Below are 23,546 nucleotides of genomic sequence, written 5' to 3'. Positions count from 1 at the left end.
CTAGCCCGCGCCGTTTCCGCCGCGCCCACCATTTTGCCCCGCGATGCTTTCCATGTATGCGGCGGCGAAATGCATCAAGAAGGCATCAAGGATGCCGTTTTCATGCGGCGCAGTCTTCGCATCCCAGCGCGCGACATAGGTTTCCCAAGCTTTTGCCTTGCGGGACCCGCCCAAAAGCCCGCCCTCTGTCACCCCTTCAATGTCTTCGGGGGCGAGATCGCCCAGAAGCTGGCTGAGTGCGGGTTGCAGGGCTGCGAACAAAGCCACCTGATGATGGCGCAAATCAACGAGCGCTTCTTGCATGGCGTCAGCGCCTTGCAGAAAGCCCGCTCGCGGGCGCAAGAACATCGCTTCCAGCGCATGTTCGACATCGGGCAAAAATTTCAGCGGGTTATTATGTTCCGCCGTGCGCATGGTGCGGTCGCCACCACGGGTGAATTGCTTGGCTGCAGCACGCAATTGCAGCTGTGTCATCACCTCAGACGCGGTCAACCTGAGCGTCTTGCCCAGCGTCTGCGCCAAGGCTTCTGGGTCAATATCGGCAAAGGCGTCTGGGTCCAACCCCGCCCCGGTGCAAAAGGCACGGACAAGGTCACCTGTTGCCCCCGCGTTGGGCGGTGTATTTGCTTCTTGGGAAAGTCCGGGGGATGCCGCGCCCTGAGGCGGAAGCGAAACCTGCGCAGGCGGGGCAGAGATGTCGCGTGGGGGCACAGACAAAGGTTGTGGTTCCGGCGCGGGGGGCGGACTGCCGAGCCCCGTGACGCCTTCCTCTGAAGGAGGGGGTGGCGGTTGCAAGATCGCGCTTTGTGGCACGTCCGAAACGGGCGCGGGGGTCGGGGCCGCGAGCGGCGGTGCGGCGGGCGCAGGGCTTGGTGTGGGGGCGGGCTCTGGCACCGCACCGGGCCGAAACACTGGGTTGGCGACGAAATCATCGGCGAAATCGCCTGCCTGTCCGGGCATCCGCCCGGTCGAAGGGGGCATCGGGGCTGCTTGGCTCGGCGTTGCAAAGGGCTGCGGGGCCGGGCGCGGCATCGGTTGCGAAGCCGGAATCGGGCTGGGCTGCGGCATCGGCGCGGGGGCCGGTTGCGGAGCGGGCGCGGGAAACGGAGAGGGGGCGGGGGATGGCGTTGGCGCAGGCGTTGCCCAAGGATCGCTTGCACTGGCCGCTGGCGTTGCCGCATCTTGCCCCGGCAGGTTCCAGATCCCACCGGTATAAGCCGCCCCCGGAGGGTCGTACGCGCCGGCTGACGGGTTTGGCGACGGCATCGACCAAGCGGGCTGGGGGTTCGGCGGTTGCGGGCTGGGCGGCGGCGGCGCGGGGGCGGGTTCCTCGATCAGCGCGACAATCAAGTAATGGCCGACCTGAAACCGGTCCATATGGCGCAACCGATAGGGTTGATCGAGCCGATATCGGCTGCCTTGCAAGAAGGTGCCATTGGTCGAACGGTCGGTCAGCCACCAGCCCCCATCGGTGAAGGAAATATCGAAATGATGGCCGGAAATCATTCGCGACGGGTCTGGCAGCACCCAATGCATGGTCGAATTGCGCCCGACCTGACAGCCCTGCGAACCCACCATGATCCGCACCGGGCCACCGTCGGGTAGACGATCGACGTTCTCGATTTGCAAAACCAGCGGCATCGTCCGATCCTTCACCCCCGCCGATCGGCGTCAGGAACCCCATTTGTGGCCCGTGTTCTAGCCCCTGTAAAGGGCTTCGGCCATGGTGATGAACCGCGCCAGCAGCACCGAACGACGCGACAGATCGGCGCGCGCAAGGCACGACAGCACCGCTGCATTGATCGAGCGCGGCGCGCGATGCAGGGGAACCGGCATCGGGTCATTCGGGGCGAGCGGCCCGCCAGACCAGCCCACCGCCAGCGCCAACATCACGGTCGGGGACCGAAAGGGCGCAAACAGCGCCTCGCGCATAAGCGCAAAGCGGCGATCTTGCGTGGGCTCTGCCGTCCAGCCCGCAATCGCTTCCAAAAGTGGGCGGTCGCGTGGCTCAATTTGTTCGGGCAAAAGCCGCAGGCATTCATACGCCCACCAAACGGCCAATTGCGGCACCACGGCAAAAGCGGTGAAGGTCACCGCCTCTTCGGGCGTGGTGGAGGACCGCAGCCGCGATAAGAATGCGGCCATTTCCTCTCCTTCGCGCGGACGCGCCTGCACCATTTCCGAAATCTGCGGAATGGCCAGAAACAGCGCTTCTGGCGAGCCATAGCGGAGCATCGTGGCAGGCGGGTGCGTTTTGTCCGGATCGACACTGTCCACCGGCGCGCTGGTTTGGGTAGCAGGAAGGCCCGGAAGGGTTTCGGACATGAAACTGTTTGGATGCTGATGACAAGGTAATTTCAAAAACGCTAGCACATGCCCCCCAAGCCGTCATGCGCTTTGTGCTTGGTCGGCGGCAATCAACTCATCCTTAAGTTTTTGGGATAATTCTAAGAACACGGGCTGGGACGTATCCGGGGGCAGGGGAGTCACATATGACCGTGTTTCGCGATACTTTCGCCGATGTGTTTCATTTCGACGAACGCATGGCCACGACCGGCCAGCACTTACGTGGGGCGGACGAGTTTCTGGATCTCGCCCAAGGGCTTTACGGTAAAACCGTATTGCAAACCGCGCGCGGTTTGCGCCGAGTCTCTAGCCTGATTGAAGGTGAGGAGGTGCGCACCTTCGCCAATGGAAGCCGGGCGATCCAGGTGATCGAACGCTTCCCGATTGAGCGATTGCAGCATCCTTTGCCGGAGCGGTTCTGGCCGCTTGCGCTGCCTGCTGGGCTTCTGGGCAATAATGATCGGCGGCTTGTCGCGCCCGAGCAATGCTTGCTGTTGCACAGCGAGTTGGCGCAGATTGAGCATGACAAACCCCTGCTGTTGGTGCCCGCCAAGGTGTTGAGCCTTTTGCCGCAGGTGACCACGGTGAACCCCGGCCCGAAGGCCGTGCTGTATCGGCTGCGCTTTGAAGAGCCCGAATTGGTGATGAGCGCCAATGGTGCGGTGCTTTTGTGCGACATCGGCTCGATGTTCGATGATTGGGCTGATCTTGATCCGCATGACACGTTAGCGCATTTGCCGGATGTCGCCGCGCTGCCCTTTGACGAGGCTTTCGACTTGATCCAGCGCGAGATCGAGATTGATGGCGGGATCGAGGCGCATTTTGCCAAACATCTGGAACAAATGAAGCGCTGCGCGGTCTGCACACGGGTGGTGGCCCCGCCCACCCATCACGATCAGGTTGCAGAACCGGCAAGAGCTTGCCGACAAACCTGCCCGCGGGAGTGGGCGGCGGAATAAACCCGTGCTACCGCTAAACCCGAAGATTTCGGGGGGCGGGAATGCGACTAGGGCAAGTGATGCGGGCCAGCCGCGAAACGGGGCTGGCTCTGGCGAGGCTTGGGGCCTTTTGGGGGGCCTTCGCCGCCTATCTTCCTGATTACAAGCTGCGCGCGGGGGTCGATGACGGCACCTTTGGGCTGCTGCTGCTATGCGCGGCGCTGGGCGGGGTTGGGGCGATGGCCTTGGTGCCACGGATCACCGCCAAGCTTGGCGCGCGCTCGCTCAAGGTGCTTGCCTTTGTGTTGGTGGCGGTGACCTTCGTGCCCTTGATGATCCACTCTGCCTTGGGGCTTGCGGCGGCGCTGCTATTAATGGGCGCGGCGATGTCGGCGCTCGATATTGCCGCCAACGTGCGGATTTCAGAGGCAGAGCATGACACTGGCCTGCCCTTGATGAACTGGAACCATGCGCTCTTTTCTTTTGGGCTTGGCGGGGCGGCTTTGCTCGCGGGCGCCTTGCGCGGCGCGGGGTTCCCACCTGAGCTGGTCCAGCCCGGTTTGGCCTTGGCGCTGGTGCTTGTGGCTTCGCGGTTGCACGTGGCGAGAGACAGCGCCGGGCCGGAAGCCGATGCGCCGAGCGCCGGGCCAAGCCCGATGCCATGGGCGGTTGTTTTGCCGGCGGCTGCGATTTTCTTTGCTGCCTTCGTGACGGAAAACACTACCGAGACATGGTCTGCCCTTTATCTGGAACGTGGGCTTGGCGGTGTGGTGGGGGCAGGGGCTTTGGGGCCTGCCATGTTTGGGCTGGTGATGGGCCTCTTTCGCTTGGGCGGGCAAATGCTGGCCGCGCGGCTAGGCGAAGCGCGCTTGGTGGCCTTTTCCGCCGCAGCCGGGGCCGTTGGGGCGGTGATCACCGCCGCAGCGCCCACGCTGCCACTTGCCGTTTTGGGGCTCGGTTTGATTGGTGTCGGGGCGGCGGTGGTGGTGCCCTCCACCAATGCGCTTTTGGGGCAGCGGGTGACACGCGCCGCCCGTGCACGAGCGCTGTCGCGCGCGTGGATGATCGGCTTTTCGGGCTTTTTCATCGGCCCGGTGTTAATGGGCGCTTTGGCCGAATGGGCCGGGCTGCGGGTGGTGTTTTTGATGCTGGCGCTGGCGATGGCCGCCGTGGGTCCGGGGCTTTGGGCGCTGATGCGCATGCCCCGGACCTGAGCGGTTTAGGCGTAGGTTTCAAAGAACCCGTTCGGGATCAGCAAGTTGTCGCGGCTGAGGTCTTGCACCCGTTTTTCGCCACACAGCGCCATCGAGATATCGAGTTCTTTTTGCATCACCTCAAGCGCCTTGGTCACCCCCGCTTCGCCCATCGCACCAAGGCCGTAAACATAAGCGCGCCCCGCCATCGTGCCTTTGGCCCCAAGCGCCAGCGCTTTGAGAATATCTTGGCCAGAACGGATGCCGCTATCGAGCCAGACCTCGGCCTTATCGCCCACCGCCTGCACGATTTCTGGCAGCATCCGAATGGCAGACAGTGCGCCATCCAACTGCCGCCCGCCGTGGTTGGAGACGATGATCGCATCGGCGCCAAAATCGGCGGCAACGCGGGCATCTTCGGCATCAAGCACGCCTTTAAGAATGAACTTGCCGCCCCATTGGTCGCGAATGCGCGCGATTTTCGACCAATCCAAGCAGGGGTCGAATTGCTCCGCCGTCCAGCTAAAGAGCGAGGAGGCATCCGCCACCCCTTTGGCATGGCCGACGATATTGCCAAAGAAACGCCGCTTGGTGCCCAGCATCTCAAGGCCCCACTGCGTTTTCATCGCCATATTGATCATGTTCGGCAGTGTCAGCTTGGGCGGCGCAGACAGGCCGTTTTTGAGGTCTTTATGCCGTTGCCCCAGAATCTGTAGATCCAGCGTCAGCACCAGCGCCGAGCAATTGGCGCGTTTCGCCCGCTCAAGGATCGCATCGACAAAGTCTTCGTCGCGCATCACGTAAAGCTGAAACCAGAACGGGTCGGGGGAATGCGCGGCCACATCCTCGATTGAGCAAATCGACATGGTGGAGAGCGTAAACGGCACACCAAATTTGGCGGCGGCGCGGGCGGCTTTGATCTCGCCATCGGCGCGCTGCATCCCCAAAAGCCCAACCGGAGAGAGCGCCACCGGCAAAGCCACATCTTGGCCCGCCATCGTGGTCGCCGTCGAGCGGCCCGACATATCCACCGCCACCTTCTGGCGCAGCCGGATTTGCGAGAAATCCGACACGTTTTCGCGGAAAGTCTGCTCGGTGTAAGAGCCGCTTTCGCAATAATCAAAAAACATCTTCGGCGTGCGCTTGCGGTGCAACTGCTTCAAATCGTCGATGCAGGTAATGACGGTCACTGGGCTCTCCTAAAACTGGTTAGGTGAAATTACCAATCATAGGGGGATTTGCAAGCAACTGGTCAGGCGCGTTGCGGTCGCAGGTGAAGGGCCCTATGCGCCGTTTCGGGCAGCATAGGGCGCCACGGCTTGCGCCTTAGGCGGCAAAGGTAAAGGCGAAGCAATCCGCTTTGAGAACTTGGGAAAGGTCAAGCTGTTCAGGTTCAGATCCGCTTTTCTTTGCCGCTTCTGCCTCTTTCGGTTCCGCTTCTTCGCTCGGTTGGTCTTTCACGCCTAACGCGGCTGCGATGGCATCACCGATCTCGCCTATAGCGTCTTCGGTGGCGTCTCCGATGGGACCGATCGCCCCACCAATTGCATCTCCAATCGCATCTCCGAGCGAGTCCCCGAACGCCGCTCCAATGCTATCGCCAAAGTAGCCAGCTTTCTCCGTCAAAGTGCTCTGTGCGAGGGCGGCAAGTTTCTCCTCCGACGCACCCTTGGCGGCCAATTCTAGGATCAGGTCGTTCAAGGCGAGGAGTTCTTTAACGAATGCTCCAAACAAGTCATAGGCACTGCCAATGGGCGCTGCGCCTGCAACCTTTCCACTGTCGTCGGCTTCGGTTTCCGAGAGCGCGGCTTGTGCAGCGCTCGTCCCGACCTGTGCGAGGCCCTGAACGGTGCTAATAAGGCCTGCGCCTCCGGAGGCGATACTCCCGGCGCTGTTTGCTACTGTACTCAAGCTCAGGGCATCCAAGCCCCAATCGGCGGCAGTCGTCTCGGCCAGTGTGTCCATAAGCGCTTCGACGTATTGCGCTTCATCGGTCAGGGCGGGGCTCTCAAACAGGTCATACATAGCGGGTCTTTCCTTTGTCACGGTTGGCCCGGTTTTTGGGCGATCCGTGGCAGTGTGTAAGGCTATGGAAAACCTATCAATTCCCCCGGTGGGGACTTGACCTTTGGGGCAAAATTTGTGTCGCTATGCGGTTCGATGATGGGCGAGGTCGCGCAAGGTTTCGGCCAGTATGGCAATCGCCGGGGCCACGTCTTGCGCGTCAATCGCTTCGTCTGGGTGATGACTGATCCCACCCCGGCACCGCATGAACAACATGCCATAATCGCAGATCATTTTCATATGCGCGCCGTCATGGCCTGCACCGCTCGGTAGATCCGGTGGGGCGGTGCCCATCACGCGCTCAGTGGCGCGCGAAAGGCTTGCCATCAACTGTGGCGCGCAGGCGCTGCTGTCGGATTGGCTGGTGATGTCGAGCGCGGCGCTGAGCCCGCGCCGCTTGGCAATCTGCGCAATCTCATGCTGGATTTGCGCGCAGGCTGCTGCGCGTTTGTCATTCTCAAGCGCCCGCAGATCGAGGCTCAACTCCACCGCACCGGGGATGGTGTTGGTTCCGCCGGGGTGCACCGTGCATTGACCGACCGTTGCCACCACATCGGGGCCTGCGGCGCGTTCAATCGCCAAAATTATCTCTGCTGCGCCTGTAAGCGCATCTTGGCGCAGCGCCATGGGCACTGTGCCCGCATGGCCTGCTTGCCCGGTGACCAAAATCCGTCCGCGCGTGGCGCCGGCAATGCCGCTCACCACGCCAAAAGGCACCCCGGCTTGTTCCAGCACCGGGCCTTGTTCGATATGGAGTTCCAGATAGCCAAAATAGGCCCTAGGGTCCGCAGCGGCTTCGCCAATCCGATCTGGGTCGAGGCCAAAATCGCTCAGGGCTTGCCGGGCGGTGATGCCATCTGCATCGCACAACGCCAGCCCACCCTCACGGTGACCCCCGGCGAGCGACAGGCTTCCGGCCAAAGAGGTGCCAAAGCGCGTGCCCTCTTCATCGCCAAAGCACAGAATTTCGACGGGAAAGGGCAGGGCCTCGCCTGCCATTTGCAGCGCTTCCATCGCGGCGATGGCTGCCAGAACACCCAACGGGCCATCATAAATGCCGCCATCGCGCACCGTATCAAGGTGCGAGCCAAGCGCGAGCGCCGGGCCGGGCCCGCCCCAGCGGCCAATCAGATTGCCCGCCGCATCCATACGCACCGAGGTGGCGCCAGCCTCGCGCAGCCATCCCGCCACCAGATCATTTGCGGCGCGCATTTCCGGGCTAAAGGCGAGCCGGGTCATTTTGCCCGGCTCCGCCGTGATCGCGGCCAGTTCCGCCAGCCGCGCCAAGGTCCGCTCAGCCAAAGCTGACATCGCGGTTCACGTCTTTATAAAGCAGATAGGCGCTTTCATCCCAGCCGGTGGCATAGAATTGCTGCGGCACCCAGGGGCCCATCCAGATGTAATCCTCGGCCCAGACCTCGTGCCAATCGCGGTCAAGCAGATACATGCCCTGACCTTTGAGCAAGAAGAGCGAATGCTCCATGATATGGGTTTCGACCGAGGGGAAATGGGTGCCGGGCGCGAAGCTGAGCACATTCATTTCCATGTCAAAGGCCAGATCATCGGGCAGCAGATGCTGCCAGCCACGGCCCGGATTGCCGGTGTGGTTGACCTTTTCCACCTGCGCGATGTTCGAAACCACCGGGCCGGGCGTCGCCAGACCTTCGGCGGGCACATACGGCCGGTAGAATTCGAGCACGCGGGCGGTGCGGTCGCCTTCGTTTTTAAGCGTGAACGGCACCCCGGGCGGCACATAGGCATAGCCGCCCTCGGTCAGTTCGTGGCCTTCACAGAACCCTTCGATGCCCAGATTGAACGTGCCTTCTTGCACCAGCAAGAAATGCTGCAGCCCATCATTGCGGGGGCGCGAGGTGCCGCCACCCGGCGCGACCAACAGCATCGTTTGCACAAAGCCCGCGCCCATTTTCGGGCTGGCGAGAAAGCGCACGATGGTGCCCGCATAATCGGGCATGCGGCTGTCGAGCACGCCTTCGGGGGGAAGCAGCGCATAGTTGCGCTCGACCGCGCCCCGGAAATAGGCGGTGGCGCCCGGCGCGCAGGTGCGCGCCTCCAAGGGCAGGATCGAGCGGTGGAAGTTCAGTTTCGGCATTATTCGTCCTCGGGCATCACGGCGGTGACGATGAGTTCGACCAGATCGCCTTCGGGCATGCGGCTTTCCACGAAGGAGCGCACCGGGCCCCGGTCGGATGGCACCCACTTGCCCCAAAGCTGGTCGAAAAGCGGCTTGTTGTCGTGATCGGTCACCACCACCTCGGCTTTCACCAGATGGGTTTGATCGGTGCCCGCCGATTTCAAGATGCGTTCAATCTTGGCGAAGACATCAAGCGTTTGGCCCGTGAAATCGGCGGTCACATCATCGGCCGAGGCCACCGCCCAAACGAGCTTGCCGCCGCCGGGGAAGGTGAGAATGTTGAGTTCCGATTTGCTGGGCGGGATCGGGCTGCGTTGAACCGTCATGATCTTACTTCTTTTCTTGCGGGGGGAGTTTGGCGGCGTTGAAGCCGTTGGGGGTAATGCCGCGCGGCGTGGCCAGCTCATAGGCCTCACGCTTGAGGAATTCGCCTTGGCCCGGTTCGGCACAGACAACGCCATCTTTCATCGACAGCTTGCCGCGCAGATAGGTGGCCACCGGCCAGCCGGTGACTTCCATCCCCTCGTAGGGGGTGTAATCGACGGCATGTTGCAGCAAAGCATTGGTGATGGTGACTTTGCGGTTGGCATCCCACAGCACGATATCGGCGTCCGAGCCCACGCCAATCGCGCCTTTTTTCGGGTAAAGCCCAAAGATCCGCGCCGGGTTGGTGGCGGTTAGGCGGGCAAAAGTTTCCAGATCGATCCGGCCTTTCGACACCCCTTCTGAGAAAACGAGCGGCATACGCGAGCCCACCCCCGGAACGCCATTCGGGATTTGGCTGAAATCGGCATCTGTGCCGTTCATCTCTTTGGAGTTTTTCGGACCAGAGAAGAAGAAGGCGCTGTGGTCCGACGAGATCACGTCAATCACGCCGCGGCGGATATCATCCCAAAACGGTTCCACATTGGCCGGGTCGCGCGGCGCCGGAGAGCACATGTATTTCGCGCCTTCGCGGCGGGGGCGGTCCATGTCTTTGGCGCCCAGCACAAGGTATTGCGGGCAGGTTTCGCCCCAGACTTTCAGACCGCGTTTTTGCGCGCGCTCAATCTCTTCGGCGACCTCGTGGCACGAGACGTGGAAAATTTGGATCGGCGTGTCGACCAGTTCGGCCAAGCAAATGGTGCGGTAGGTGGCTTCACGTTCCACCACCTCGGGGCGCGACCAAGCGTGATATTTCGGCTCGACCATGCCTTGCGCGAGCAATTGTTCGGTCAAGAAGCCAATCGCGTCGTAGTTTTCGCAGTGCACGGTGACCATGCAGCCTTCGCGGTGGGCGGCGGCCAGAACGCGCAGGAATTCGCGGTCGGTCAGATGCGCGTCTTCATAGGTGAGGAACACTTTGAGCGAGCGAATGCCCGCCGCAACCACCATCGGGATGTCTTCAAGCACGACCTTGTCGGTCGGGTCCGAGATGATCTGGTGGAAGGTGTAATCGGCAAGCGAGGTCTCGCCGCGACGCAGGCTTTCGGCAAACACATCGGCGATTTCTTCGCCCGCATGTTGCGAGATGAACGAGATGATGGAGGTCGTGCCGCCGGCAAGTGCCGCACGGGTGCCCGAGATCATGCTTTCCGCACCATGGCCGTTTTGCGGGTCCACTTGGTCGATGTGGCAATGGCTATCCACCCCGCCGGGCAGGGCGATCAGGCCGCTTGCATCTACCACTTCGGTACCCTCAAGCGCTTCGCCCAAGGCGGCGATCCGCTCGCCGGTGATGCCAATGTCACATTGGCGCGGCCCCCCTTCGGTGACGACAGTCGCACCTTTGATGACAAGATCGTAATTCGGGCTCATTGGGAGGCACTTTCCGTTGTGGGCGTCGCGGCATGGGCCACGACAAGGTCGGTTTCAGGGTCAAGGAGGTGGCAGCGTTCCAGCCGCGGGGTGACGGTGAGCCGGTCGCCGGGGCGCACCTCGGACATCGGATCGAGCCGCATCGCGCAGCTTTCACCGTCGATTTTGAAAAACGCGAGGATCTCTTGGCCCAAGGGTTCGATCAGGTCGATCGTGATGCCAAAGCCGGGCGCGCCCTCTTCGGCCAAAAGCAGGTCTTCGGGGCGCACGCCAAAGGTCATGGTGCGGCCCAGATGCGCGCCATAGGCCGGGATGCGCTCGGGCAATACGGGCAAAACCGTGCCATCGCTGAGTTCCAGTTGCGGGGCCTCTGCGCTGCCCGTCACCTGCGCTTGGATCAGGTTCATCGAGGGCGAGCCCACAAATTGCGCCACAAAAGCGGTGCGCGGGTGGAAGTAAAGCTCTTGCGGCGTGCCGACTTGCTCAATCAGCCCGTCTTTCATCACCACTACGATATCGGCGAGCGTCATCGCCTCGGTTTGGTCATGGGTGACGTAGATCGTGGTCGTGGGGGCGACTTGGTGCAGCCGCTTGATCTCGGTGCGCATCTGCACGCGCAGCTTGGCATCAAGGTTTGAGAGCGGCTCGTCATAAAGAAACACCGCCGGGTCACGCACCATCGCGCGGCCCATGGCAACGCGCTGGCGCTGCCCGCCCGAAAGCTGGCGCGGTTTACGGTCCAAAAGCGCGGAAAGCTCAAGCATGTCAGAGATCTTCTGCACCCGCTCTGCGATCTCGGCTTTTGGCATTTTGCGCTGTTGCAGGCCAAAGGCGATGTTGTCGCGCACCGACATATGCGGGTAGAGCGCGTAGTTTTGGAACACCATCGCAATGTCGCGTTCTGCAGGTGCAAGGTGGTTCACGGGGCGGCCATCAATTTCGACCGTGCCGGTGCTGATGTCTTCGAGCCCTGCGATCATCCGCAAGGTGGTGGATTTGCCGCACCCCGAAGGGCCGACAAAGACGACGAAAGCATGATCGGGGATCTCTAGGTCGATCCCGCGCACCGCTTGCGCAGTGCCATAGCTCTTCGTGACTGATTTGAGGGAGAGTGTTGCCATGGGAGGGGTCCGTGTTCGAGCGTGGGAGGGCGACGGGAGCCAATTACCAAGGGCCGGGTTTTTGGCCGTCGAGAGAGGTGAAGCCTTCGAGCGCCAGCGCCACCGCCCCAACCGGGGTTTCTGCGGCGCTGATATCGGAGACGAGGATCTGCGTGTTTTGCAGCGGCGCGCGCATGGCCAGCTTTGCCAGTTCTTTGCGCGCGGTGATTTCGGCATAGGGCCAGATGCGGCCCACGATCCCGCCCAGCACAATGGCCGAGGGGTTGAAAATATTGACGATGTCGGAAAGCGCGCGGCCCAGATGGCGGCCTGAATCCTCAAACAGATCAAGGATCGGTGGGGCGCCGTCTTTGGCGGCGCGGATCAGTTCTTCGACATTGCGCACCCGCAACGATCGTTGCGCGGCGGCCAAAAGCGCGGGCGCAGCGATATAGGCCGACAGGCAGCCTTGTGCGCCGCAGCCGCAAATCCGGCCATCGGGCACCACTTTGATATGGCCCAATTCGCCGCCAAAGCCCGAAGCGCCGCGATAGGGGCGGCCATCCAAAAAGATCCCGCCGCCAAGGCCAAGCCCGCCGTCGATCATCACAAAATCGGTCAGCTGCCCGCATTGGCCAAAGAGATACTCGGCCATCGCGGCAGCGTTGGTGTCATTGTCGATATAGACGGGCGCGCCGATCTGGTCGCGCAGCAGGTTGCCGATATCGGTTTCATACCAATCAAGGCTCGGCGCATGGGCGAGCCCGCCGCTTGATTCCACGAGCCCCGGCAGGGTGATGCCAATGGCGCGGATCTCATCTTGGCTGCGGGAGATCTCATGGCAAAGCGCGCCAATCGCGTGGCGCAGATCGGTTGCCAGTGCGGCCGGGTCGGTCGGCAGCGGCTGGCTCCATTTGCGAATCGGTGTGCCATCAATGCTGGCCGCGACGATCGCCATCTGTTCAAACTCAAGGTGCACGCCAATCAGCAAGCCATTGTCGGCAGAAAGCCGATAGTTGGCCGAGGGGCGCCCGCGCTTGCCGGTTTCTTGCGCCGCATCCGATTCGACAAAGCCAATGTCTTCAAACGCGCGCAGAATCGCCGAGACGGTGGACTTGTCGCAGCCGGTCAAATCCGTCAGGCCACGCTTGGTAATACCGGGGTTTGCCCGCAGCGCATGGAAGATGCGCGTCGCATTGTATTGCCTGACATAGGATGGGTGCACGGTGGCGAACCTTTTTTCTGTGTGTCGTCATAACTCCGCTGAAAACGCCGCCGAAGCCAAGATTTCGGCCGAATTTTTCTGACGTCACATCAAAAATAGACATGTTAGCGCCAAAAATATGCAGATATGGCGAAAAAATGCTCAAAAATAGGGCTTATCGTGTATGGTGTTGGAATATTTATGATTGGTGTCGTGATAAATCTTGTGTCTGCTGCCTCGGATGGCAGGCATGTCTGCGGGGACCAACTGAGAAGCCCAGCAGGAGATGGTAAAATATGACGACCCTCAAACAAAATGCGCTCGCGACCGGCGCTGTCCTTCTTGCCCTCGCAAGCCCCGCGATGGCGCAAGAGGCCGAAGTCTGGACCTATTGGGCCAGCGGCGCGGAAGCCAACGCCCTGACCGCGTTGATTGGCGTCTATGACGAACAATACCCGGGCGCACCGATTGGCACCCGCGTGATCACCGGCAACACCGCCGAGATGCGCCGCGCCCTGCAAACCGCCTTCCTTGGTGGGCAGCCCCCGGCAGTCTATCAATCGGGCATGGCGCAAGAGCTGAAAAGCTTCGCCGATGCGGGCCGGATCGCGCCGCTTGATGATGTTGTCTCGGATGTCCCGGGCTTTGCCGACATCGCCGATGGTGTGCGCCGAGTCGTCAGCGTGGATGGCCACCTTTACGGCGTGCCGCTGAACCTGCACGTGGTTTCGAACGTCTTCTACAACAAAGCGATCTTCGACGAGCTTGGGCTCGAAGTCCCCACCACGGCAGAAGAATTTGACGCCGTGGCCGACAAAATCGAAGCCGCTGGTTACCAAGCGATGGGCAACGCCGGTGGCCCGGGCTGGACGCTCTATACCTTCTACAGCTTCCTCTACAACGCGCTGGGCCAAGACGGCTACTACGCTTTCGGTTCGGGCGAGATCCCCTTCACCGATGCGCGTGTGAAAGCGGCGCTGGCCTCGTGGACCGATGCCTATGCCGATCACTTCATGGATGACTGGACCGGCTACACTTGGTCCGACACCGGTGCCAAATTCGCCGAAGGCGAAGTGGCCATGTATCAAATGGGCGACTGGCTCTCGGCCTACCTTGCTGATGCGGGCTGGACCGAAGGCGAGCAATACGGCTTCTTCCCGGCGCCGGGCATGGATGGCGGCGTTGTCATGCAAATGGACCTGATGGCGCTGACCAGCGGTGTGGAAGGCAAAGCGGCTGAAATCGGCAAAGATTTCATGCGCGCGGCGGCTTCGCCCGAAGGCCAAGCAGCGTTCAACACGGTCAAAGGCTCGGTGGCGGCGAACCCGCTTGCCAGCAGCGCCGGTTACTCGGCCTATGGTCAAGCCGCGTTTGAGGAAATTCAGGCGGCGAGCCCGCGCGGTGCGGTTGTGCCGAACATGAAAAACCTCCTGCCGGTGCGCCTTGGCGACGAATTCGGCACGCTGGTTTCGGCCTATGCCGCTGACCCGTCGCCCGAAGCCGCTGAAGAGATGCTCGAAACGCTCGAAGATATGCGTGTCGAGGTCAAAGAAGCCGGCGAATTCGTGACCTGGTAAAATCCTTTGGTGCAGGCGGCGATATGTGCCGCCTGCACCTGCCCCATTTCCGCCCCTCCGCCGAAACGACCAGAGGCCATCATGCCGATCAAAGGACCGCGCGATCACCGGGCCCAGAAAGCGTTGACCTACACGCTGTTTCTGGCGCTGCCCGTGACTTTCTTCCTGACCGCTTATGTCTATGCGGTGGGCTACACCGGCTTCGTGTCGCTGCATTCGTGGGATGGGATCTCGCCCACGATGCGCTTTGTCGGTCTTGATAATTACGGCTCGTTGATGGGCCAGTCGCGGTTTTGGCACGCGGTTGCCAACAACCTGAAGTGGCTCGCTTTCTACTTGGTTGCCCCCAGCACGCTTGGCCTTGCACTCGCGCTTTTGGTCGATGGCAAGCTGAAGGGCGAAGGCGTGATCAAGACGCTGATCTTCCTGCCCTATATCATCACCCCCGTGGCGGTGGCCGCTGTGTGGCGTTGGCTTTACCTGCCCGATGGCGGCCTTGTGAACACCGTGCTCGACGGCATCGGTCTTTCGGGCGTGGCCTCCAACTGGCTCGGTGATCGCCATATTGCCTCTTACTCGGTGATGGCGGCCGCGCTTTGGAGCACGACGGGCTTTTCCTTCCTCGTCTTCTTCTCGGGCCTGCGCTCGATCCCGGCAGAGCTTTTTGAAGCCGCGCGGATTGATGGCGCTTCGGCCTTCACGATCTTTCGCCGCATCACCATCCCGCATCTGTGGCCCTCGACCGTGCTCGTGCTTGGCCTCTTCGGGATCGAGGCGATGCGGCTCTTCGACCTTGTCTGGTCAATGACCGGCGGCGGGCCCTCGCGCGCCTCCGAAGTGTTGGCCACCCAGCTTTATGACGTGGCCTTTGCCACCTTCCAAATGGGCAAAGCCAGCGCCATTGGCATCGTTCAGCTGTGCCTCGCGGCGGTGCTGATCCTGCCCTACATCGCCTATATCACCCGCAACGTCGAGGAGGCCGCCGAATGAGCCTTGCTCCCGCCGCGCCGCTGCGCCCCGCGCGTGTCCTGCGCTATGCCGCCGCCATCTTTGTTTGCGTGCTGTTCACCGTGCCGCTTTTGGTCACGCTCAACACCGCCTTCAAAACGCCCGCTGAACTGACGCAGGTTCTGTCGCTCCCCTCGGAGCCGACGCTCGAAAACTTCCGCATTGCGGTGGCCGAGGTGGGGCCCGCGGTGCTCAACAGCTTGATGATCACGATTCCCTCGGTGGTGCTGTCGGTGCTGATCGGGGCGATGGCGGCCTATCCGCTTTCGATGATGGACCCGAAAAAGGGCCGCTGGATCTATTTCTTGCTGCTCTCGGGCATGTTCGTGCCATTCCAGATTGTGCAGATCCCGGTCTTCTTCGTGACCCGCGCGATTGGGGTTTACAACACGATCCCGGGCCTGTGGTTGGTGCACGTGGCCTATGGTGTGCCAATCTGCACCTTCTTCATGCGCAACTTCTTCGCCACCGTGCCGCGTTCAATCTATGAAGCGGCGCAGGTCGATGGCTGTGGTCCGGCGGGCTATTTCTTCAAAATCCTGATGCCCGCCAGCTTCACCGGGATCGCGGCGCTTGCCATCGTGCAAAGCCGCTCGGTCTGGAACGACCTTCTGTTCGCGATGACGCTGACCGCCAGCGATGATGTGATGCCCGTGACCGCAAAACTCAACGGCTTTGTCGGCGCCATTCAGGTGCAGCATGGCCCGCTCATGGCCTCGGCCATCCTGACCGTTCTGCCGATGCTTCTGGCCTTCTTGCTGTTCCAGAAAGCCTTCGTGCGCGGCTTGCTCGGTGGCAGCTCGAAATAAGTTTGAAAGTGAAGACGTGCCCTGCGCGGACCCAATTTTGGGGCTGCCGCCCCGGGCACAATGAAAAGGACCGCAGAAAATGCGTATAGCCGTTACCGGGATCTCTTATGAAGCCCTGTTGCGTTCGCCCGTGCCCACCACCACGATGGAGGTGCAACGCGGCGAAAAGATGATCGGGCTTGGCCTGTGGATGATCCGCGGCATTGAAGAGCGCTTGGCCAAGGAAACCGATGTTGAATTGGTGCCGATCCTGTGGGGCACGGCGCTGCCCGGTGGCGGCTTCACCCGCGAGATTTATGAAACCGTGCGCGATGAGGCGGTGGCCGGGCTGCGCGCAGCGGGGCCGCTCGATGGCGTGATCGTGGTCAACCACGGCGCGATGGAAGTGCGCGGGCTCGATGCACATCCCGACAGCGATTTTCTCAATCACGTTGCCGAAGCGGTGGGCAAAGATGTCCCGATTGGCCTGTGCCTCGATCTGCACGGGCAAGTGACGCAAGGGATGCTGGACCGGATCAGCGCGCTGTCGGTTCTGCGCACCGCGCCGCACCGCGATGACCAATCGACCGGCTATCGCTGCGCCGAGCAACTGCTTGAAGTGATCCGCACCGGCCAACGCCAGCATATTGCGCGGGTTCATGTGCCGATCCTGCTGCCCGGTGAAATTTGCGTCACCACTGCCGAGCCCTCGCGCGAAATCTATGGCTCGCTGCCTGATTATGACGCGATTGACGGCATGGTTGAGGCCAACTTGCTGGTCGGCTTTGCGTGGAATGACCAGCCGTGGATCGGGGCGAGCGCCATTGGCCAATCGCGCCGCTCGATGGAGCAAGCGCGCGAAGTGGCCAGTGATCTGGCGCGTCGGGTCTGGGCAAACCGCGCCGAATACAAGCTGCGCATGGAACATGCCGAGGTTGAGGCGGGGCTGACGCTGGCGGCTGAGGCACCCGAGCGCCCGCTGTTCCTGACCGATTCCGGCGATAACACCACCGCTGGGGCCTCGGGCCATTCGACGGCGATGTTGCAAGCCATTCTGGACCGCCCGGAATTGGAAGATGTGGTCGTGGCTGGCATCACCGCGCCGGGCATTGTTGCCGCCTGCGCTGCGGCGGGCGAGGGGGCAACGATCACGCTGGACCTTGGCGCCGAGCATCAACCGGCTGGCGGTCCGCGCCGTCAGGTGGAAGCTGTGGTGGAAGCGGCGAGCGACCAATTGCAGCCCGACGGGTTCCAACCCTATCTGCGCAGCGGTGGGGCTTGGGCGCGGGTGCGCATCGGCCACGTGATTGCTACCTTCCACGATGCCTCGATCGGGATCACCACGCCCGCCCATTTCCAGATGATGGGCATCGCGCCGACCGATCACCGCATCTATGTGGTGAAACTGGGCTACCTGCACCCGCAATTGGAAGACATCGCCGAGCGGTTCATTTTGCTTCTGTCCGATGGCGCCTCGGCGCTCGATGTCACGCGGCTGGAATACAAGCTGCTGCCGCGCCCGTGCTATCCGCTTGATCCCGATATGAATTGGGATGTGACCGAGGCGTCGATTGCCACCAACGCCGTTGAGGTGGAGGCATGAGCATCGTCCTGAAATCGCTCTCTGTTCCGAGCTTTGGCACCCCCGCGCTTTGCCCGGAAATCCCGACAGAGGTCTATGCCGCGCGATGCGATCAACTCTTCGCGGCGGCGGGCACGGATTGGGTCGCGGTCTATGCAGACCGCGAGCACCTTGCCAATATCGCCTTCCTCACCGCTTTTGAGCCGCGCTTTGAAGAGGCATTTTTGCTGCTTGGTCCGGCGGGGCGGCGGGTGCTGATTTGCGGCAATGAAAGCCGCGATTACGCGCCGCTTTCGCGTTTGCCCGGTGTTGAGGTTGTGCTGTGCCAAAGCTGTAGCCTGATGGGGCAAGACCGTTCTGTTGCCCCGGCATTGTCGGTTGTTTTGGCCGAAATCGGCGTCAAGACCGGCGACAGCATTGGCGTTGTGGGGTGGAAATACCTCTCGGGCGCGGAATGGGGCGGGGCAGCGCCAAGCTTCCATGCCTCGGCCTATTTTGTGGATTCGCTGCGCGCGGCGGTTGGCCCGCAAGGCACGCTCACCGAAGCGACCCCGATCTTGATGCACCCCGAAACCGGGCTGCGGGCGGTGGTCGATGTGCACCAAATCGCCGCTTGGGAATGGGGCGCCGCGCGTGCCTCTGATGCGGTATGGCGGATCGTGCAAGGGGTGCGCGAGGGCGATGATGAATTCACCGCCGCCGCGCGCATGGGCTATATGGGCGAAGAACTTTCGGCCCATGTGATGTTTGCCTCAGCCCCCCTTGGTACGCCGGTGGTTGGGCTGCGCAGCCCGCGCGGGCGCAAGCTGCAAAAGGGCGATGGCGTCACCACGGCGGTCAGCTATTGGGGTGGCCTGTCCTCGCGTGCCGCGCTGTTTGATACCGAAAACGACGCTTTCCTTGAAAAGGCCAAAGGCTATTTTGCGGGGCTTATTCGTTGGTATGAAACCGCGAAAATCGGCGTGACTGGCGGCGAGATTGACGCTGCCGTGCGCGAAACACTGGCGCAATCGGACCTCAAGCCGGCGCTGAACCCCGGCCACCTTGTCGGCCATGATGAATGGCTGCACACGCCGATCACCCCCGGCTCCACCGAGAAACTGCGCTCGGGCATGCCGTTCCAAGTGGATGTGATCCCGGTGCCGATGCCGGTGGGCCAAGCGCTCAACAACGAGGATGCAGTGACCTTTGCCGATGTTGAGATGCGCGCCGATCTGGCGCGGCTCTACCCGGAGGTGGCCGCCCGGATCGCCGCGCGGCGCGCGTTCATGGCGGATGAAATCGGTGTGGCGCTTGACGACTGCATCTTGCCGATGAGCAACACGCCGCTGTGCCTCGCGCCGTTCTGGCTGGCGTCGGATAAACTACTGGTGCGCGCCTCCTGACGGGGCACGCACCGGGTTCGCCTCGTGAAACGCAGGTCCCCGCGTCTCACGAGGCGTATCTTCAAGGTTAGGCGACCCTTGAGTTCGTCTCTTGGACCTTTTCCCAGCCACGGAACCGGGCAATCAGCGTGCCCAAATCGCCCACGGCGGTGGCGAGCGAACTGGTCGCAGCGGTTGTTTGTTCAAACATCGCGGCGTTTTCTTGCGTGGCAGTATCAAGTTGACCCAAAGCACGGGTCACTTCGGAAATGCCCTGCTCTTGCTCGCTGGCGCTTGAGGCAATTTCGGTGACGCGCAGCGAAATATCTGACACAGCGCCCGAAATGCTTTCCAGCGCTGTGCCGCAATCGCGCACCAGCGTCACGCCTTCGCGGACCTGACTGCCACTGTCGGCGATCAGCGAGCCGATTTCTGCGGCCGATTCAGCGGCGCGTTGGGCAAGAGCTCGCACTTCCGAGGCCACAACTGCAAAGCCGCGCCCGCTTTCGCCCGCCCGCGCGGCTTCAACGCCTGCGTTCAGCGCCAGAAGGTTGGTTTGGAAGGCGATATCATCAATCACCCCAATGATCCGCGTGATTGCATCGGAGGAAGCCTCGATCCGCTGCATCGCTTCAACGGCGGCGCGCATCGTTTGTTGCGAGCGCCCGGCCCGGTCGCAGGCCTCGTTTGCCAAAGTGCGCACGCTGTTAATGCTCGAGTTGGTATGGGTGACCGTGCTCAGCATTTCCTGCATCGCCGATGAGGTTTCATCCAGCGAGGCGGCAGAGGATTCGGTGCGCCGCGACAGGTTGAGCGCCGCATTCGCGATATCATCACTGTCGGTTCGGATGGTGCTGGCAGCGATCGAGATTTCCGTCACAATCTCGCACAGGCTATTCACGGCGGCGTTAAAGTCCATCCGCAGCGCCTTGTAGCTTTCGTCAAAGAACTGCTCGATCGAGACATCTAGCTGCCCATCTGCAAGCGCCCGCAGTGCCGCGCTCAGCGCTTGGATCACCTGTTTAAGCGCCTCATCCGCACGCGCACGCTCCTCATCAATCGCGGCGCGTTGCGCATCTTCGGCGGCGCGTTGTGCCTCTTCGGCCTCGCGGGCGCGCTCTTGTTCTGCGCGTTCGCGCTCCGCCTCTTTCAAGATACGTTGCCGCTCCCGCTCGGCGCTCGCTTCGCGTTCGGCGGCAAGGCGGGCATCGGTCTCGCGCGCCTCCGCCAAGGCAAGGCGGAACTGTTCCAGCGTGCGGGCCATCCGGCCAATTTCATCGCTGCGATCGCGATGCGGCACATCGTGGTCAAGCTGGCCTTGGCCGACTTCGCCCATCGCCGAGGTCAATTCCGTGAGCGGCGTGCTGATGGAGCGCGACAGTCGGATCGCAAGCGCCGCTGCGGCCGCCATCACCAAGGCGCCGATGGCCAAGAAGGTCCATGTCATGCGCCAAAGCGGGGCAAGCAATTCGTTCGAAGACTCGCTCGTCAAAAGCGCCCATTGCGTGTTGAGGAAGGTGAAGGGGCGATAAGAGATAAAACGGTCACCGGCGCTGTCGTTGACGCGAATCACCCCGGTTTCGCCCGCCAAAGCCGCGCGCACGGCGGCATTGTCTTCGCGGGTGGTCAGAATATCGTCTTGCTCGGTCGCCAAAAGGTCAGAACGCAAAAGCAGATCGGCCCCCACGAGGTAGGCGGCTTTTGAATCGGTGCCATCGGTCACCCGTTGCACCGCCATGTTCATCGCCCCGATGGGCAGCTGAATCGCAATCACCCCGAGCCGAGTGCCATCGGCGCCTAAGACCGGGGCAGCAATAAAGGCGGCGGGCGCATCGGCGCTGGGGGAATAAGGCGCAAAATCACGAAACGCCGCCGCGCCATCTGCGGGCAGGTCCATCGCTTCGCGGAACACCGCGCCAAGGTCGGTATCTTTCCATTCGCCCGTGTTCAGATTGGTCGCGAAATCGAGTTCCTTGAACACGGTGTAGACGATGTTCCCCGCCGTATCGATCAGGAAAATGTCGTAAAATCCGCGCTCTGCAAGCCGGGTGGCAAGGCCGGGATGCACATCCGCATGCAGCGCATCATAGGCGCTGCCATCTTGCGCGCTCACAAGCAGGTTCTTTTCGCCCAGCGGGTTGGGGTTGTCATGGATATAGGTTTCTTGCAGCTCTCCAAGCGCATCCGGCAGCGCGGCATAGGCGTTGGAAAAGTCGTGCAGCGCACGCTGAATCGAACGGTCTTGCGCCATCGACAGAAGATCCGCCCGTGTGCCATTGAGCAGCAATTCCAGCGCCTGTTCGGGGCCGCGCGAAAGGTTCGCCAGCGTGTCTTCTGAACTGTTGATAAGGGACTGGCGGGTGATCATCCAAGCCGGGACAGCCGTGCACAGCGTTGCCACAAGTGCGATCAGCGTCATCATCATCGGCAAGCGCCGGGACAGATCCGGCATATTCATCTTGGAAAACATAGAGGTCCTCGTACCGAACTACTAGGTTGGCTGAACGCAACTTAGGGACGAAAACTTAAGATGCTCCGAAGATGGATCATTCTTTGTAAGGCACGAAATTGAGGGCAGATTGGCTTGTTTAAAGCTGTTTGCGGGGTGCCGCGCGTTGGGTGGGCCAAATTTCCAGCACCCCGGCGGCCAGGATCAGCCCACCGCCCAAAAGCTCAAGCGCGGTCATCTGCTCGCCCGCAAGGAGCGCCGCAGAGAGGGTGCCGACCAGCACCTCGCTCATCAGCAAAATACTCACCCGCGCGGGGTCAAGCCGCACCGCCGCCCACATTAGTGCCGCCAGCGTGAGCCCCCACCAGAACCCGCCCGCCGCAATGGCAATCAGGGCCGTCGTCACCGGATGTGCAATCTCTGGCAAAGGCGGTGGTGCGAAGAGCAGCGCCAAGGCAAGCGCCGTTGCGGTGGCCCCAAGGGCAAAGACCAACGCGGCCATGGCCGGGGCAAGGGGTGGTTTGACGCGAATGCCCGTGGTGGAGATCGACCAAAGAAACCCTCCCAGAAGCGACATCACCTCGCCTGCATTTTCCGGCAGGGGCGTCCCATCGGCCCCCATCAAGATCGCAAGCCCCATCAGCCCCGTGACAATGGCTGCAATGCGCAAAGCCGAGATCGCCCAGCCCATGATAAAGCGGCCAATCAGCGTGCTCCAGACTGGGCTGAAGAACCACAACAGGATGATCATCGCCACCCGGCCTTGTACAAAGCCAATGGAGTAAAGCGCAAAGGCTGCGCCCCCCAAAGCGACAAAGGCATAAGAACTGAGCGGGGCAGAGGGGGCCGAGCGCCCAAACCGGGCAAAAGGCACAATCAGCAGGCAAGCGGCAAGGGTCATTGCAACCGTGCCCCAAGCACCCGCAAGCCCGTTTGCGTCCAGTGCGCGGACAGAGAGCCAATAAAACCCCCAAGCCACGCCCGTTGCCAACACAATGAGCGAGGCCAAGCTTGTGGTGCGATCAAGCGACATGCGCCGCCCTTTCCCAAAGGTCAGAGGCGCGGAAGTCTCAGGCCGAATGGGCGCCTTTGGCAAGGGCGGCGACCACTTCAAGCACCTCAGCAGGGCTTTTGCCCGCGCCGATTTCCTTGACGATGGCCGAGCCCACCACGCAACCATCGGCGACGCTGGCGATGGTTTGCGCGGCCTCGGGCGTGGAAATCCCAAAGCCCACAATGAGCGGCAGATCGGTCGCCGCTTTGATCCGCGCCACCTCGGGGGCTACGTCGTTCACCTGCGCGGCCTGCGAGCCGGTGATCCCGGTGACAGAGACGTAATAGACAAAGCCAGAGGTGTTTTGCAGCACTTTGGGCAGGCGTTTGTCATCGGTCGTCGGCGTGGCAAGGCGGATGAAATTGATCCCCACCTCCGCTGCCGGGATGCACAGTTCGGCATCTTCTTCGGGCGGCAGGTCCACGACGATCAGCCCGTCAATCCCGGCCTCTTTCGCATCGGCCAAGAACTTCGCCACGCCCCGGTTATAGATCGGGTTATAATAGCCCATCAAAACGATCGGCGTGGTGTCATCGGTCTTGCGGAACGCGGTGACCATATCGAGCGTCTTTTGCAGCGTTTGCCCGCCATCAAGCGCGCGTTGCCCGGCCAACTGGATCGTCGGGCCATCGGCCATCGGGTCGGTGAAGGGCAGGCCAAGCTCGATAATATCAACGCCAGCCGCCGGCATCCCGGCCAGAATTTCGGCCGAAGTTTCCAGATCCGGGTCCCCGGCCATGATATAGGCGACAAAGGCTTTCTTGCCCTCGGCCTTGAGCGCGGCGAATTTGGCGTCGATACGAGTCATGGCGTTCCCCCGAATATGCTTTTGGCGGTTTGCAGAAAGCCCGCGCGAAAATCAATGGCGAAAGGGCCGCGCTTGCTTTGCACGCCCGCCCCGCGTATGAGGCGCGCAAGCAGATAGGAGAG

20 protein-coding genes are annotated in these 23,546 nt (G+C 61.9%); 7 read left to right on the top strand and 13 right to left on the bottom strand.

Going from position 1 to position 23,546, the window contains the following annotated elements:
* Nucleotides 1-1,641 (bottom strand): type VI secretion system-associated FHA domain protein TagH, encoded by a 1,641-nt coding sequence (tagH, locus tag CRO18_RS11770; protein WP_097082255.1) that lies wholly within the window; start codon nucleotides 1,639-1,641, stop codon nucleotides 1-3.
* Between the two features lie 57 nt (nucleotides 1,642-1,698).
* Complete coding sequence (locus tag CRO18_RS11765; protein ID WP_249276056.1) at nucleotides 1,699-2,325, bottom strand: DUF6931 family protein; 627 nt, start codon at nucleotides 2,323-2,325, stop codon at nucleotides 1,699-1,701.
* Nucleotides 2,326-2,492: 167 nt separating this feature from the next.
* On the opposite strand from CRO18_RS11765, the gene CRO18_RS11760 reads away from it, so the two are divergent.
* Together CRO18_RS11760 and CRO18_RS11755 are read left to right on the top strand one after the other, a co-directional pair.
* Nucleotides 2,493-3,305 carry a Hint domain-containing protein gene (locus CRO18_RS11760; protein WP_076483726.1) on the top strand — a complete coding sequence of 271 codons (813 nt, stop codon included), beginning with the start codon at nucleotides 2,493-2,495 and terminating at the stop codon, nucleotides 3,303-3,305.
* A 41-nt stretch (nucleotides 3,306-3,346) separates the two neighbouring features.
* Nucleotides 3,347-4,498, top strand: coding sequence for an MFS transporter (locus CRO18_RS11755; RefSeq protein WP_097082254.1), 1,152 nt, complete (start codon nucleotides 3,347-3,349; stop codon nucleotides 4,496-4,498).
* 5 nt (nucleotides 4,499-4,503) lie between these two features.
* Here the strand turns inward: CRO18_RS11755 and CRO18_RS11750 are convergent, their stop codons facing one another.
* From CRO18_RS11750 to CRO18_RS11715, 8 genes are all read right to left on the bottom strand, one after another.
* A complete protein-coding gene (locus CRO18_RS11750; protein ID WP_076483724.1) occupies nucleotides 4,504-5,667 on the bottom strand; it encodes an alpha-hydroxy acid oxidase in 1,164 nt (387 codons plus the stop codon).
* A gap of 136 nt (nucleotides 5,668-5,803) precedes the next feature.
* Complete coding sequence (locus tag CRO18_RS11745; protein ID WP_097082253.1) at nucleotides 5,804-6,502, bottom strand: hypothetical protein; 699 nt, start codon at nucleotides 6,500-6,502, stop codon at nucleotides 5,804-5,806.
* 123 nt (nucleotides 6,503-6,625) lie between these two features.
* Nucleotides 6,626-7,852 carry an allantoate amidohydrolase gene (locus tag CRO18_RS11740; RefSeq protein WP_097082252.1) on the bottom strand — a complete coding sequence of 409 codons (1,227 nt, stop codon included), beginning with the start codon at nucleotides 7,850-7,852 and terminating at the stop codon, nucleotides 6,626-6,628.
* Nucleotides 7,836-8,651, bottom strand: coding sequence for a (S)-ureidoglycine aminohydrolase (gene allE / locus CRO18_RS11735; RefSeq protein WP_097082251.1), 816 nt, complete (start codon nucleotides 8,649-8,651; stop codon nucleotides 7,836-7,838). The genes CRO18_RS11740 and allE overlap by 17 nt, the downstream gene beginning before the upstream one ends.
* Nucleotides 8,651-9,019, bottom strand: a complete 369-nt coding sequence (locus tag CRO18_RS11730) for a Rid family hydrolase (RefSeq protein ID WP_076483720.1) — start codon at nucleotides 9,017-9,019, stop codon at nucleotides 8,651-8,653. Before CRO18_RS11730 ends, allE begins: the two co-directional genes overlap by 1 nt.
* 4 nt (nucleotides 9,020-9,023) lie before the next feature.
* Nucleotides 9,024-10,490: a dihydropyrimidinase gene (gene hydA / locus CRO18_RS11725; protein WP_097082250.1), complete on the bottom strand. Its 1,467-nt coding sequence runs from the start codon at nucleotides 10,488-10,490 to the stop codon at nucleotides 9,024-9,026.
* Complete coding sequence (locus CRO18_RS11720) at nucleotides 10,487-11,611, bottom strand: ABC transporter ATP-binding protein (RefSeq protein ID WP_097082249.1); 1,125 nt, start codon at nucleotides 11,609-11,611, stop codon at nucleotides 10,487-10,489. The genes hydA and CRO18_RS11720 overlap by 4 nt, the downstream gene beginning before the upstream one ends.
* Nucleotides 11,612-11,654: 43 nt before the next feature.
* Nucleotides 11,655-12,815 carry an ROK family transcriptional regulator gene (locus CRO18_RS11715; protein WP_097082248.1) on the bottom strand — a complete coding sequence of 387 codons (1,161 nt, stop codon included), beginning with the start codon at nucleotides 12,813-12,815 and terminating at the stop codon, nucleotides 11,655-11,657.
* Nucleotides 12,816-13,090: 275 nt separating this feature from the next.
* Here CRO18_RS11715 and CRO18_RS11710 point away from each other — a divergent pair, with 275 nt between their 5' ends.
* From CRO18_RS11710 to CRO18_RS11690, 5 genes are all read left to right on the top strand, one after another.
* The gene (locus CRO18_RS11710; protein WP_076483716.1) at nucleotides 13,091-14,371 is read left to right on the top strand and encodes an ABC transporter substrate-binding protein; all 1,281 of its coding nucleotides are present in this window, start codon (nucleotides 13,091-13,093) and stop codon (nucleotides 14,369-14,371) included.
* Between the two features lie 81 nt (nucleotides 14,372-14,452).
* The gene (locus tag CRO18_RS11705; RefSeq protein WP_076483715.1) at nucleotides 14,453-15,361 is read left to right on the top strand and encodes a carbohydrate ABC transporter permease; all 909 of its coding nucleotides are present in this window, start codon (nucleotides 14,453-14,455) and stop codon (nucleotides 15,359-15,361) included.
* Nucleotides 15,358-16,188: a carbohydrate ABC transporter permease gene (locus CRO18_RS11700; protein ID WP_076483714.1), complete on the top strand. Its 831-nt coding sequence runs from the start codon at nucleotides 15,358-15,360 to the stop codon at nucleotides 16,186-16,188. Before CRO18_RS11705 ends, CRO18_RS11700 begins: the two co-directional genes overlap by 4 nt.
* 79 nt (nucleotides 16,189-16,267) lie before the next feature.
* Nucleotides 16,268-17,770 carry a M81 family metallopeptidase gene (locus CRO18_RS11695; protein ID WP_076483713.1) on the top strand — a complete coding sequence of 501 codons (1,503 nt, stop codon included), beginning with the start codon at nucleotides 16,268-16,270 and terminating at the stop codon, nucleotides 17,768-17,770.
* Nucleotides 17,767-19,134: a Xaa-Pro peptidase family protein gene (locus CRO18_RS11690; protein ID WP_097082247.1), complete on the top strand. Its 1,368-nt coding sequence runs from the start codon at nucleotides 17,767-17,769 to the stop codon at nucleotides 19,132-19,134. The genes CRO18_RS11695 and CRO18_RS11690 overlap by 4 nt, the downstream gene beginning before the upstream one ends.
* A gap of 67 nt (nucleotides 19,135-19,201) precedes the next feature.
* On the opposite strand, the gene CRO18_RS11685 is transcribed toward CRO18_RS11690, so the two are convergent.
* From CRO18_RS11685 to trpA, 3 genes are all read right to left on the bottom strand, one after another.
* Nucleotides 19,202-21,565, bottom strand: coding sequence for a methyl-accepting chemotaxis protein (locus tag CRO18_RS11685; protein ID WP_170952649.1), 2,364 nt, complete (start codon nucleotides 21,563-21,565; stop codon nucleotides 19,202-19,204).
* A 136-nt stretch (nucleotides 21,566-21,701) separates the two neighbouring features.
* On the bottom strand, nucleotides 21,702-22,595 hold the full coding sequence (locus tag CRO18_RS11680) for a DMT family transporter (protein ID WP_097082245.1): 894 nt from the start codon (nucleotides 22,593-22,595) through the stop codon (nucleotides 21,702-21,704).
* A 37-nt stretch (nucleotides 22,596-22,632) separates the two neighbouring features.
* On the bottom strand, nucleotides 22,633-23,424 hold the full coding sequence (gene trpA, locus CRO18_RS11675) for a tryptophan synthase subunit alpha (protein WP_097082244.1): 792 nt from the start codon (nucleotides 23,422-23,424) through the stop codon (nucleotides 22,633-22,635).
* Between the last annotated feature and the right edge of the window lie 122 nt (nucleotides 23,425-23,546).

Origin of the sequence: Rhodobacter sp. JA431, from assembly GCF_900217725.1 — a bacterium.
GTDB classification, from domain to species: domain Bacteria; phylum Pseudomonadota; class Alphaproteobacteria; order Rhodobacterales; family Rhodobacteraceae; genus Rhodobacter; species Rhodobacter aestuarii.
Note: the sequence above shows the minus strand (reverse complement) of the source record. Positions and strands in the feature narration are given on the sequence as shown.